Genomic DNA, 12,091 nt, shown 5'->3' with positions numbered 1-12,091 from the left:
AGCTTTACCGTGCCAGTTCTGTTGGCACGGTAACCCGTCATAAAACCGTACACAAATCCAATTTACCTGCTCAGGCGCAGCAACTAGCATCCTTCATTCAAAGCGACTTTCCGGGAACAACAAGCAACCCGAGAAGTTACATATGACGAACGAAAACATGGATGTTCAGTTATGCACTCAACCCGGTCTCAACCAAACAAAAAAACCGAAACCACACGCACCTCCCGCACCATCAAATGCACTTCGGAGGTTCAGTAAAATGTGGGCTAAAAACAATCCGGCAAAATTCTGGACTCCCGGCAGCACTCTTCGCATCGCCTTCCTCAACGGCACGCAGGAATTCAAGGACGCGACCATTGCTGCTGCCAGCAACTGGTTGCCGCACATCAACTTGAAATTCGATTTCGTCGAAGGTGAAGTGGGCGACATCCGCATACTCAGTCAGGAAGGAACGTTTTCCTCCCGGATAGGTACGGATGCTCTGTTATATCCCGATGAGCCGACCATGACACTCTGGCCGCATCCACCCAGTCAGGCACGTTACTTCGCAGCCAATGTCATGCATGAGTTCGGGCACATGCTGGGCGCGGAGCATGAACAGACCAATCCCACGGCAGATATTCCCTGGGACAAGCCAGCCATCTATGCACAATTTGGAATCACCGCCGACCCGGAAGAAGACGACTCCCAGGCCCGCGTGACGCGCAAACGCCTGCACGACTGGTACTTTGACCGCGGCAATCCCGACGAAAGCATTTATTCGGAATACGATCCAAAGTCGATCATGCACTATCGCATCAGCCAGTCCTGGACCATCGGAGACTTCCAGCTCTTCATTAATCTGGATCTCAGCGAAAAGGACAAAATCTTCATGGCGAACGCGTATCCCTTCTCCGCGAGTGAGTGAGCGCATCAGGTCCGTGTCGGCTATTTGACCTGCCCCAGATTCGCCTCACTCAAATCGAGCTCACCCAGTACCTCACGCAACACGTCATCGCCGATCTGATGCTGACGGCTGAGGCTATACAGCTCCAGGCGCTGCGCTCGCAACGCCTTCAAGCGCAATCGGCGTTCCAGCAGATCCATCTGGAACGCCAGCGCCTGGGCTTCGGCGGAATCATTGAACACGTCGAGCTGATGACGATACTCGGACATGATCCGCGCCTTGAGCTCCGCCGAGAGTGCGGCCTGCGCCGCATCCTGCGGGCCGACCTCTTCGGTTTCCAGCGCATGGATCGCCGCCTCGGCGGTCTTGCGCCAGGCGTCGCGCACTTCCTGGCGGCGTTTGTCGTCCGGGCTTTTCTCGATGCCACGCAGCAGCAACGGCAGGGCGATGCAGGCGCAAATCAGCGACAACAGAATCACCCCGGCGGCGATGAAAATCAGCAGATCACGCTCGGGGAACGCCTCGGCCCCCATCAACATCGGTACCGACATCACACCGGCCAGCGTCACCGCCCCGCGCACTCCGCCGACAGTCAGCAGCCAGCAGGATCGGGCCGTCGGCACTTGCGTCAGGTCGCCCTTGCCGCGCAGCCGTCGCAGCAGTACCGACAAACGCCAGATGCTCTGTACCCAGATAAAGCGCAACAGCACCAACGCGAGGAAAATCGCCACCACGTCGAGGCCACGGTACATCAGCGTCGGCCACAACGTCGGTTCGTGGCTGACCACGGCCTTGATGATGTCCGGCAATTGCAGACCCAGCAGCAGAAAGATCAGGCCGTTGAAGGCAAACTCGAGCAATGACCAGACGCTGCGATTGAGCAGCCGGGTGCTGGTCTGCCGCGGCAACAGATCAAGCCAGCTCTGCATCATCCCCGCCGCGACGGCCGACAAAATCCCCGAAGCGCCCAGTCGCTCGGCCAACACATAGGCGGCGAACGGCAGCAGCAACATGAACACCACGTGAGTGGCCGGATCGTCCCAGCCCCGGGCAATCATCCACGCGCGCAAGCGCCCGACCAGCCAGCTCAGCGCGACGCCGACGGCCAAGCCCCCGACCGCCACCAGTACGAACGTCAGGCTGGCATTGGCCAGCGAGAACACCCCGGTCACCGCCGCCACCAAGGCAAACTTGAACGTCACCAGACCCGAGGCATCGTTCATCAACGCCTCGCCTTGCAGGATGTGCATCAGCGGTGTCGGCAAGCGGTTCTGCGAGATCGCCGAGACCGCCACGGCGTCGGTCGGCGAGAGCACGGCGGCCAGCGCGAAGGCCACCGGCAGCGGAATGCTCGGCAACAGCCAGTGAATGAAGTACCCGGCGCCGACCACGGTGAACAGCACCAGGCCAACCGCCAGCGTCAGGATCGGCCCGCGCAGATGCCAGAACTCGCGTTTGGGCATGCGCCAACCGTCGGAAAACAGCAGCGGCGGCAGGAACAGAAACAGGAACAATTCGGGGTCCAGCGCGACGTGCAGGCCCAGTGTCGGCCAGGCCAACAAGGCACCGGCGGCGATTTGCACGAGGGGCAGCGGCAGCGGGACGACCCGTCCGACCAGCCGCGAAACGCTGACCAGCATCAGCAGGATCAGGACGGTATAAGCGGTTTGCATAAAGCGGAAATCTCAGACAATCGACAGCGTTGAACTGCCATATTAGCCGCTTAGGATGCGTCTGGCGTTTGCACCTATGTCGCACTACCCCTGTGGGAGCGAGCCTGCTCGCGAATGCGGTGTCTCCTTCAACAGAGATATTGCCTGTCGTGGCCCCTTCGCGAGCAGGCTCGCGCCCACAGGTTTTGCAGCGTTACGACAACCGTGGCCGACGAAACGCTTTGGTCATGGCATAATCCGACACCATTTTTTTCCAGCACCTGTAAAGGGGGCGATTCCTTGACCGTTTCAAGTAAAACGTTGCACCTTTTCGGCATCAAAGCCTGCGACACCATGAAGAAGGCGCGCACCTGGCTCGATGAACACGCTGTCAGCTACGACTTCCATGACTACAAAACCGCCGGTATCGACCGTGAGCACCTGACCCAATGGTGTGACGAGCACGGCTGGCAAACGGTGTTGAACCGTGCAGGCACGACCTTTCGCAAACTCGACGACGAACGTAAAGCCGATCTCGACCAGTCGAAAGCCATCGAACTGATGCTCGCTCAACCCTCGATGATCAAGCGCCCGGTGCTCGATCTCGGTGACCGAACCCTGATTGGCTTCAAGCCAGACATCTACGCGGCCGCACTCAAGTAAGCAGCCCGTCACTTATTGCTAGAGGTATTCACATGTCCAACTCTCTGTTCAGCATCGCCTTTGGTGTCGGCACGCAAAACCGTCAAGGTGCCTGGCTGGAGGTGTTCTACGCCCAGCCGCTGCTCAACCCGTCGGCCGAACTGGTCGCGGCTGTTGCGCCGATCCTCGGCTACACCGAAGGCAACCAGGCCATCACCTTCACCACCGCGCAGGCGGCACAACTGGCTGAAGCGGTCAAAGGCATCGACGCCGTTCAAGGCAAGCTGCTGACCCGTCTGGCCGAGAGCCACAAGCCACTGGTCGCCACCCTGCTGGCCGAAGACACACAACTGACCTCGACGCCTGAGGCGTACCTCAAGCTGCACCTGCTGTCGCATCGTCTGGCCAAACCACACGGCGTAAGCCTGGCCGGGATCTTCCCGCTGCTGCCGAACGTGGCCTGGACCAGCCAGGGTGCAATCGACCTGAGCGAACTGGCCGAACTGCAACTGGAAGCGCGTCTGCGCGGCGAGCTGCTGGAAGTGTTCTCGGTGGACAAGTTCCCGAAAATGACCGACTACGTGGTTCCGGCCGGCGTGCGTATCGCTGACGCGGCACGTCTGCGTCTGGGCGCTTACGTGGGCGAAGGCACCACCGTAATGCACGAAGGCTTCATCAACTTCAACGCCGGCACCGAAGGCCCGGGCATGATCGAAGGCCGCGTTTCCGCTGGCGTGTTCGTCGGCAAGGGTTCGGACCTGGGCGGCGGCTGCTCGACCATGGGCACCCTGTCGGGCGGCGGCAACATCGTGATCAAGGTGGGTGAAGGCTGCCTGATCGGCGCCAACGCCGGTATCGGTATCCCGTTGGGCGACCGCAACACCGTCGAGTCGGGCCTGTACGTGACCGCCGGCACCAAGGTCGCGCTGCTGGACGAGCACAACAACCTGGTCAAGGTTGTGAAGGCGCGCGAGCTGGCCGGTCAGACCGACCTGCTGTTCCGTCGCAACTCGGAAACCGGTGCCGTGGAGTGCAAGACCCACAAATCGGCGATCGAGCTGAACGAAGCGCTACACGCTCACAACTAAGCAGCCACACGCTCCCACAAGGTTCGGCGTACATCCCGCCCCTCTTCACCAGGGCTGAAAACTGTGATGATTCCCTCCCCCTGGCGCGCCGACTTTCCGGCCATCGCCGCCCTGCAACGGCAAGACCAGACCTATCTGGACAACGCCGCCACCACGCAAAAACCCCAGGCCCTGCTCGACGCGCTAACGCACTACTACGCCAACGGCGCAGCCAATGTGCATCGTGCGCAGCATCTGCCCGGCGCGCACGCGACGCAGGCGTTCGAAGACAGTCGGCTCAAGGTTGCCCAGTGGCTGAATGCCGGTGACAGCGGGCAGATCATCTTCACCCACGGCGCCACCAGTGCGCTGAATCTCCTGGCCTATGGCCTGGAACATCTTTTCCACCCGGGCGATGAAATAGTCATCAGCGCCCTGGAGCATCACGCCAACCTGCTGCCGTGGCAGCAACTGGCACAGCGTCGCGAGCTGAAACTGGTGATCCTGCCGCTGGACGCCGACGGCGTGATCGACCTCGGCGCCGCTGTGCGTCTGATCACCCCGCGCACTCGCTTGCTGGCGGTCAGTCAGCTGTCCAACGTGCTCGGTGCCTGGCAACCGTTACCGGCGCTGCTGGCGATGGCCAAGGCGCACAAGGCGCTGACCGTGGTCGATGGCGCCCAGGGTGTGGTGCATGGTCGCCACGACGTGCAGGCGCTGGGTTGCGACTTCTATGTGTTTTCCAGCCACAAGCTGTACGGCCCCGATGGTCTCGGCGTGCTGTTCGGGCGCAACAAGGCGCTTGAGCAACTGCAGCCATGGCAGTTCGGCGGCGAAATGGTGCTGGAAGCCAATTATCACGATGCACGCTTCCGCCCTGCCCCGCTGGGTTTCGAGGCGGGCACGCCGCCGATTGCCAGCGTGATCGGCCTCGGCGCAACCCTCGACTATTTAGCCGGGCTGGATCAGGACGCGGTGTCGGCCCATGAAGCGGCGCTGCACGCCTACCTGCTGCAAGGCCTGGCCGCGCGCAACGGCATTCGTCTGCTGGGCAAGCCGCAATTGGCGCTGGCGAGTTTTGTCGTCGAGGGCGTGCACAACGCCGATCTGGCGCACCTGCTGACCGAGCAAGGTATCGCCGTGCGCGCCGGGCATCACTGCGCCATGCCGTTGCTGAAAAGCTTCGAACTGGCCGGGGCTATTCGCGTGTCACTGGCGCTGTACAACGACTCCGAGGATCTGGAGCGTTTCTTCGAAGCGCTGGATCAGGCCCTGGAGTTGCTGCGATGAGCCTGCCGCTCGCCGCCGCCGAAGCGCTGCAGACCTTTCAGAATGCCGCCGGTTGGGAACAACGCGCGCGGTTGCTGATGCAGTTTGGCGATCGTCTGCCGCCGCTGAACGACGCGGACAAATGCGAAGCCAACCGGGTGCATGGCTGTGAGAGTCAAATGTGGCTGGTGGGTGAGTTGCAGGACGGTCACTGGCAGTTCAGCGCTGCCAGCGATGCGCGAATGATTCGTGGGTTGGTGGCGTTGCTGCTGTTGCGAGTCAACGGCTTGAGCGCTGCCGAGTTGCAGCAGGTGGATCTGCCCGATTGGTTCAATCAGCTGGGACTTTCGCGGCAGTTGTCGCCGTCGCGCAGTAATGGCTTGAATGCCGTGCTCCAGCGGATGAATGAGTTGGCTAAATAAAGCGCCTGCTTCGCAGCCATCGCGAGCAGGCTCACTCCTACAATTGGAATGCGTCCCCCTGTAGGAGTGAGCCTGCTCGCGATGAGGTCTTCAGCCCCAGCATCAAACCTGAGGCTTGACCCGATCCGCCGGCCGCCGCACACCCGCCACAATCTTGTCCACCGCCTTGGTCGCCGCGACCATGCCGAACGTCGCCGTGACCATCATCACCGCGCCAAACCCGCCGGCGCAGTCGAGCTTCACCCCGTCGCCGACAAAACTCTTCTGCAAACAGATGCTGCCGTCCGGTTTCGGATAGCGCAGTTGTTCGGTGGAGAACACACACGGCACGCTGTAATGGCGAGTCACGGTACGCGAGAAGCCATAGTCGCGACGCAACGTCGAACGCACTTTCGAGGCCAGCGGGTCGTTGAACGTGCGGTTGAGGTCGCAGACCTGAATCAGCGTCGGATCGATCTGCCCGCCCGCACCGCCGGTGGTGATGATCTGAATCTTGCGACGTTTGCACCAGGCGATCAGCGCAGCCTTGGCGTTGACCGCGTCGATGCAGTCGATCACGCAGTCGATGTTCGGCGTGATGTACTCGGCCATGGTGTCGCGCGTCACGAAGTCCGCCACCGCATGCACGGTGCAATCCGGATTGATCCCGCGCAGGCGCTCGGCCATCACTTCGACCTTGGGTTTGCCGACGGTGCTGTCCAGCGCGTGCAACTGGCGGTTGGCGTTGCTGACGCAGACGTCATCGAGGTCGAACAGCGAAATCTCACCCACGCCACAGCGGGCCATGGCTTCCGCCGCCCAGGAACCGACGCCACCGACGCCGACAATCGCCACATGGGCCGCACGCAGGCGCTCGAGGCCCTCGATGCCATACAAACGGGCGATGCCTGCAAACCGCGGATCTTCTGTACTCATGACCATTACCCCAAAAACCGGCGCGCATTATAGGGCCGTCGGCGGCCAAGAGCATCTTTGACGCTATGAACGGTGAACGCAGCCGTTTTGCGCAAGCCTTGTGGCGAGGGAGCTTGCTCCCGCCAGGTCGCGAAGCGGCCCTTTGAAAGCGGCCTGCTTCGCAGTCCAGCGGGAGCAAGCTCCCTCGCCACTGGGAATTGCTATAACTAAGCAACAAAGTTTTCTCTTACAAGCTGTTACTAAAGAACTTAAATCAGGTTGGACTGCCCAATGTCGGGCATTTCCCTGCCCGGTGTACGAGCAGTGAACTGCCGGTGTAGGATTCGCGCCCTTTTGGCGTAAGCCGATCCGTTCCTTCGTTCCACAGCCTTTGGAACCCGAAATAGCTATGTCATCGCGTAAATTTGGTCTCAACCTGGTGGTGGTTCTGGCAATCGCCGCCCTGTTCACCGGTTTCTGGGCGCTGATCAACCGCCCGGTCTCCGCGCCCAACTGGCCGGAGCAGATCTCCGGTTTCTCTTATTCGCCATTCCAGCAGGGCCAATTCCCACAGAAGGATCAGTATCCGACTGACGACGAAATGCGCCGCGACCTGGAGATCATGAGCAAGCTGACGGACAACATCCGCATCTACTCGGTCGACGGTTCGCTGCAGGACATCCCGAAACTGGCGGAAGAATTCGGTCTGCGCGTGACCCTCGGGATCTGGATCAGCCCCGATCAGGAACGCAACGAGCGCGAGATCCAGCGCGCCATCGAACTGGCCAATACTTCGCGCAGCGTGGTTCGCGTGGTGGTCGGTAACGAGGCGATCTTCCGCAAGGAAATCACTGCCGAGCAACTGAGCGTGCTGCTGGATCGCGTACGCGCAGCGGTGAAAGTGCCGGTGACCACCTCCGAGCAGTGGCACGTCTGGGAAGAACACCCGGAACTGGCCAAGCACGTTGACCTGATCGCTGCGCACGTCCTGCCGTACTGGGAATTCATTCCGGTCGACAAGGCCGGACAGTTCGTCTTCGACCGCGCCCGTGACCTGAAAAAGCTGTTCCCGAAAAAGCCGCTGCTGCTGTCCGAAGTCGGCTGGCCGAGCAACGGGCGCATGCGCGGTGGCGCCGATGCGTCGCCAGCGGATCAGGCGATCTACCTGCGCACACTGGTCAACAAGCTCAACCGCCAAGGCTTCAACTACTTCGTGATCGAAGCGTTCGACCAGCCGTGGAAGGCCAGTGACGAAGGTTCGGTGGGCGCCTACTGGGGCGTGTTCAACGCCGCCCGCCAGCAGAAATTCAACTTCGAAGGCCCGGTCGTCGCCATCCCGCAATGGCGCGTGCTGGCCATCGGTTCGGTGGTGCTGGCGCTGCTGTCGCTGACCCTGCTGATGATCGACGGCTCGGCCCTGCGCCAGCGTGGCCGCACCTTCCTGACCTTTATCGCGTTCCTTTGCGGTTCGGTGCTGGTGTGGATCGGTTACGACTACAGCCAGCAATACAGCACGTGGTTCAGCCTGACGGTCGGTTTCCTGCTGGCGCTGGGTGCGCTCGGGGTGTTTATCGTGTTGCTGACCGAAGCGCATGAACTGGCCGAGGCGGTCTGGACCCACAAGCGCCGGCGTGAATTCCTGCCGGTGGTGGGCGATTCGGACTACAGACCGAAAGTCTCGATCCACGTACCGTGCTACAACGAGCCGCCGGAGATGGTCAAACAGACCCTCGACGCCCTGGCCGCCCTCGATTACCCGGACTATGAAGTCCTGATCATCGACAACAACACCAAAGACCAGGCCGTGTGGGAGCCGGTGCGCGACTACTGCGCGACTCTTGGTCCGCGTTTCAAGTTCTTCCACGTTGCGCCATTGGCCGGGTTCAAGGGCGGTGCGCTGAACTACCTGATTCCGCACACCGCCAAGGACGCCGAAGTGATCGCGGTGATCGACTCCGACTACTGCGTGCATCCGAACTGGCTCAAGCACATGGTGCCGCACTTCGCCGATCCGAAAATCGCCGTGGTGCAGTCACCGCAGGATTACCGCGACCAGAACGAAAGCACCTTCAAGAAGCTCTGCTACGCCGAATACAAAGGCTTCTTCCATATCGGCATGGTCACCCGCAACGACCGCGACGCGATCATTCAGCACGGCACCATGACCATGACCCGGCGTTCGGTTCTGGAAGAGCTGGGCTGGGCCGACTGGTGCATCTGTGAAGACGCCGAACTCGGTCTGCGCGTGTTCGAAAAAGGCTTGTCGGCGGCGTATTACCACGACAGCTACGGCAAGGGTCTGATGCCGGATACCTTCATCGACTTCAAGAAGCAGCGTTTCCGCTGGGCCTATGGCGCGATCCAGATCATCAAGCGCCACACCCGCAGCCTGCTGCGCGGCAAGGACACCGAACTGACCCGTGGCCAGCGTTACCACTTCCTCGCGGGGTGGCTGCCATGGGTCGCGGACGGCATGAACATCTTCTTCACCGTCGGCGCCCTGCTGTGGTCGGCGGCGATGATCATCGTGCCGCAACGGGTCGATCCGCCGCTGCTGATTTTTGCCATCCCGCCATTGGCGCTGTTCGTGTTCAAGGTCGGCAAGATCATCTTCCTGTACCGTCGCGCCGTCGGCGTGAACCTCAAGGATGCGTTCTGCGCGGCATTGGCCGGTCTGGCGTTGTCGCACACCATCGCCAAAGCGGTGCTGTACGGCTTCTTCACCAGCAGCATTCCGTTCTTCCGCACGCCGAAAAACGCCGACAACCATGGTTTCTGGGTGGCGATTTCCGAAGCGCGGGAAGAGCTGTTCATCATGCTGCTGTTGTGGGGCGCGGCGCTGGGGATCTACCTGGTGCAGGGCATTCCGAGCAACGACATGCGCTTCTGGGTCGCAATGCTGCTGGTGCAGTCGCTGCCATACCTGGCCGCGCTGATCATGGCGTTCCTCTCGTCGCTGCCAAAACCTGCGACAGCGCCTGAACCGGCGCCTGTCGTCTAATTCCTCTTTGATCCACTAAACGGCGGCCAATGGTCGCCGTTTTGCTTTAAGATAACCGCCATTTTGCGGGGCTTGGCGTGATAACGGTCTGACTGACCGAACACTATCCCCTGTAGGAGTGAGCCTGCTCGCGATTGCGGTGTAACAATCAATGTTTAAGTTGACTGACACACCGCAATCGCGAGCAGGCTCACTCCTACAGTCAGTCCGCGCCCACATTCATGACTCCGGAGATTTCCATGACGGCCCACGCCGACCTTTCGCCGACCCTCCAACTCGCCATCGACCTGATCCGCCGTCCGTCCGTGACGCCGGTCGACGCCGATTGCCAGAAGCAGATGATGCAGCGCCTGGGCGATGCCGGTTTCACCCTCGAGCCGATGCGCATCGAGGACGTGGATAACTTCTGGGCCACGCACGGCAACGACGACGGCCCGGTTCTGTGCTTCGCCGGCCACACCGACGTGGTGCCGACCGGTCCGGTGACCGCCTGGCAGATCGACCCGTTCAACGCGGTGATCGATGAACACGGCATGCTCTGCGGCCGTGGCGCGGCGGACATGAAAGGCAGCCTGGCGTCGATGACCGTCGCCGCTGAACGCTTTGTCGCCGACTACCCGAACCACAAGGGCAAGGTCGCGTTCCTCATCACCAGCGACGAAGAAGGCCCGGCGCACCACGGCACCAAAGCGGTGGTTGAACGTCTGGTGGCGCGCAAGGAACGTCTGGACTGGTGCATCGTCGGCGAACCGTCGAGCACCACACTGGTCGGTGACGTGGTGAAAAACGGTCGTCGCGGCTCGCTGGGCGCCAAGCTCACCGTACGCGGTGTGCAGGGTCACGTGGCCTACCCGCATCTGGCGAAGAACCCGATCCACCTCGCCGCCCCGGCGCTGGCCGAATTGGCCGCCGAGCACTGGGATCACGGCAACGATTTCTTCCCGCCGACCAGTTTCCAGATTTCCAACCTCAACTCCGGCACCGGCGCGACCAACGTGATCCCGGGTGATCTGGTGGCGGTGTTCAACTTCCGCTTCTCCACCGAATCCACCGTCGAAGGCCTGCAGAAACGCGTGGCCGACATCCTCGACAAACACAATCTGGATTGGCACATCGACTGGGCGCTGTCCGGCCTGCCGTTCCTCACCGAGCCGGGCGCGCTGCTCGACGCGGTGTCGTCGAGCATCAAGGACATCACCGGCCGCGAGACCAAGGCGTCGACCAGCGGCGGCACTTCCGATGGCCGTTTCATCGCGACCATGGGCACCCAAGTGGTTGAACTGGGCCCGGTCAACGCGACCATTCACCAGGTCAACGAGCGCGTACTGGCGGCCGATCTCGACGTGCTGACCGAGATCTATTACCAGACCCTGATCAAGTTGCTCGCCTGATGCTCGCGTGCCCGATCTGCAGTGAACCGCTGAACAGCGTCGACAACGGCGTGGTCTGCCCCGCCGGCCACCGCTTCGACCGTGCGCGTCAGGGTTACCTGAATCTGTTGCCGGTGCAGCACAAGAACAGTCGCGACCCTGGCGACAATCAGGCGATGGTCGAGGCGCGCCGCGACTTCCTGAATGCCGGGCATTACGCGCCGGTGGCCAAGCGTCTGGCCGAGCTGGCGGCGAGTTATGCGCCGGCACGCTGGGTCGATATCGGTTGCGGCGAGGGTTACTACACCGCACAGATCGCCGATGCCCTGCCGGACGCCGATGGCTACGCACTGGACATCTCCCGCGAGGCGGTCAAACGCGCCTGCAAGCGTAATCCGGCAATCACCTGGTTGATCGCCAGCATGGCCCGCGTGCCATTGGCGTCGGGCAGTTGCCAGTTTCTCGCCAGCGTTTTCAGCCCTCTGGACTGGGCAGAAGCCAAGCGCCTGCTCAGCGTCGGCGGCGGCCTGATGAAGGTCGGTCCGACCAGCGGCCACCTGATGGAACTGCGCGAACGTCTGTACGACGAAGTGCGCGAATACACCGACGACAAGCATCTGGCCCTGGTGCCGGAAGGCATGGCGCTGGCGCACAGCGAAACTCTGGAATTCAAACTGACGCTGGACAAGCCCGAGGATCGCGCCGACCTGCTGGCGATGACGCCCCACGGCTGGCGCGCCAGTGCCGAACGCCGCGCCGCCGTGATCGAACAGGCCGAGCCGTTCGTGACCACCGTGTCGATGCGCTACGATTATTTCGTTCTTCAATAACTTTTGGTCTCGGGCAAGTGCCCGGGGCCGGCTAAATCCGCGAATGGATTTTTCAGAC

The 12,091-nt window shown here is 61.6% G+C and carries 10 protein-coding genes; 8 read left to right on the top strand and 2 right to left on the bottom strand.

The features are described from left to right. Positions 1 to 259: 259 nt before the first annotated feature. Positions 260 to 907, top strand: a complete 648-nt coding sequence (locus H043_RS0105540; RefSeq protein ID WP_027611023.1) for a hypothetical protein — start codon at positions 260 to 262, stop codon at positions 905 to 907. Between the two features lie 20 nt (positions 908 to 927). On the opposite strand, the gene H043_RS0105535 is transcribed toward H043_RS0105540, so the two are convergent. Continuing rightward, entirely contained in the window at positions 928 to 2,559 is a 1,632-nt protein-coding gene (locus H043_RS0105535) for a Na+/H+ antiporter (RefSeq protein WP_027611022.1), read from the bottom strand. Between the two features lie 279 nt (positions 2,560 to 2,838). On the opposite strand from H043_RS0105535, the gene H043_RS0105530 reads away from it, so the two are divergent. The 4 genes from H043_RS0105530 to H043_RS0105515 all read left to right on the top strand — a co-directional run bounded on the left by H043_RS0105530 (position 2,839) and on the right by H043_RS0105515 (position 5,938). After that, positions 2,839 to 3,201 (top strand): ArsC family reductase, encoded by a 363-nt coding sequence (locus H043_RS0105530; RefSeq protein ID WP_003222107.1) that lies wholly within the window; start codon positions 2,839 to 2,841, stop codon positions 3,199 to 3,201. 32 nt (positions 3,202 to 3,233) lie between these two features. Then, complete coding sequence (dapD, locus tag H043_RS0105525) at positions 3,234 to 4,268, top strand: 2,3,4,5-tetrahydropyridine-2,6-dicarboxylate N-succinyltransferase (RefSeq protein WP_027611021.1); 1,035 nt, start codon at positions 3,234 to 3,236, stop codon at positions 4,266 to 4,268. Positions 4,269 to 4,331: 63 nt separating this feature from the next. After that, positions 4,332 to 5,537: an aminotransferase class V-fold PLP-dependent enzyme gene (locus H043_RS0105520; protein ID WP_027611020.1), complete on the top strand. Its 1,206-nt coding sequence runs from the start codon at positions 4,332 to 4,334 to the stop codon at positions 5,535 to 5,537. Next, positions 5,534 to 5,938: a SufE family protein gene (locus H043_RS0105515; protein WP_027611019.1), complete on the top strand. Its 405-nt coding sequence runs from the start codon at positions 5,534 to 5,536 to the stop codon at positions 5,936 to 5,938. The genes H043_RS0105520 and H043_RS0105515 overlap by 4 nt, the downstream gene beginning before the upstream one ends. A gap of 102 nt (positions 5,939 to 6,040) precedes the next feature. Here the strand turns inward: H043_RS0105515 and tcdA are convergent, their stop codons facing one another. Beyond that, entirely contained in the window at positions 6,041 to 6,859 is an 819-nt protein-coding gene (gene tcdA / locus H043_RS0105510) for a tRNA cyclic N6-threonylcarbamoyladenosine(37) synthase TcdA (RefSeq protein ID WP_003222099.1), read from the bottom strand. A gap of 382 nt (positions 6,860 to 7,241) precedes the next feature. Between tcdA and H043_RS0105505 the strand changes: the two genes are divergently transcribed. The 3 genes from H043_RS0105505 to H043_RS0105495 all read left to right on the top strand — a co-directional run bounded on the left by H043_RS0105505 (position 7,242) and on the right by H043_RS0105495 (position 12,033). Continuing rightward, positions 7,242 to 9,833: a glycosyltransferase gene (locus tag H043_RS0105505; protein ID WP_027611018.1), complete on the top strand. Its 2,592-nt coding sequence runs from the start codon at positions 7,242 to 7,244 to the stop codon at positions 9,831 to 9,833. A 239-nt stretch (positions 9,834 to 10,072) separates the two neighbouring features. Then, the gene (gene dapE, locus H043_RS0105500; RefSeq protein WP_027611017.1) at positions 10,073 to 11,224 is read left to right on the top strand and encodes a succinyl-diaminopimelate desuccinylase; all 1,152 of its coding nucleotides are present in this window, start codon (positions 10,073 to 10,075) and stop codon (positions 11,222 to 11,224) included. Next, positions 11,224 to 12,033, top strand: a complete 810-nt coding sequence (locus H043_RS0105495; protein WP_027611016.1) for a putative RNA methyltransferase — start codon at positions 11,224 to 11,226, stop codon at positions 12,031 to 12,033. The genes dapE and H043_RS0105495 overlap by 1 nt, the downstream gene beginning before the upstream one ends. Positions 12,034 to 12,091 lie beyond the last annotated feature (58 nt).

The sequence above is a fragment of the Pseudomonas sp. URIL14HWK12:I6 genome, from assembly GCF_000514195.1.
Lineage (GTDB): Bacteria > Pseudomonadota > Gammaproteobacteria > Pseudomonadales > Pseudomonadaceae > Aquipseudomonas > Aquipseudomonas putida_A.
This window is presented reverse-complemented; position numbering and strand designations above follow the sequence as displayed.

Coding starts and splice junctions, on each gene's coding strand:
- dapE (WP_027611017.1), top strand. CDS start 10,073: ATGACGGCCCACGCCGACCTTTCGCCGACCCTCCAACTCGCCATCGAC.
- H043_RS0105535 (WP_027611022.1), bottom strand. CDS start 2,559: ATGCAAACCGCTTATACCGTCCTGATCCTGCTGATGCTGGTCAGCGTT.
- H043_RS0105540 (WP_027611023.1), top strand. CDS start 260: ATGTGGGCTAAAAACAATCCGGCAAAATTCTGGACTCCCGGCAGCACT.
- H043_RS0105515 (WP_027611019.1), top strand. CDS start 5,534: ATGAGCCTGCCGCTCGCCGCCGCCGAAGCGCTGCAGACCTTTCAGAAT.
- dapD (WP_027611021.1), top strand. CDS start 3,234: ATGTCCAACTCTCTGTTCAGCATCGCCTTTGGTGTCGGCACGCAAAAC.
- H043_RS0105505 (WP_027611018.1), top strand. CDS start 7,242: ATGTCATCGCGTAAATTTGGTCTCAACCTGGTGGTGGTTCTGGCAATC.
- tcdA (WP_003222099.1), bottom strand. CDS start 6,859: ATGGTCATGAGTACAGAAGATCCGCGGTTTGCAGGCATCGCCCGTTTG.
- H043_RS0105495 (WP_027611016.1), top strand. CDS start 11,224: ATGCTCGCGTGCCCGATCTGCAGTGAACCGCTGAACAGCGTCGACAAC.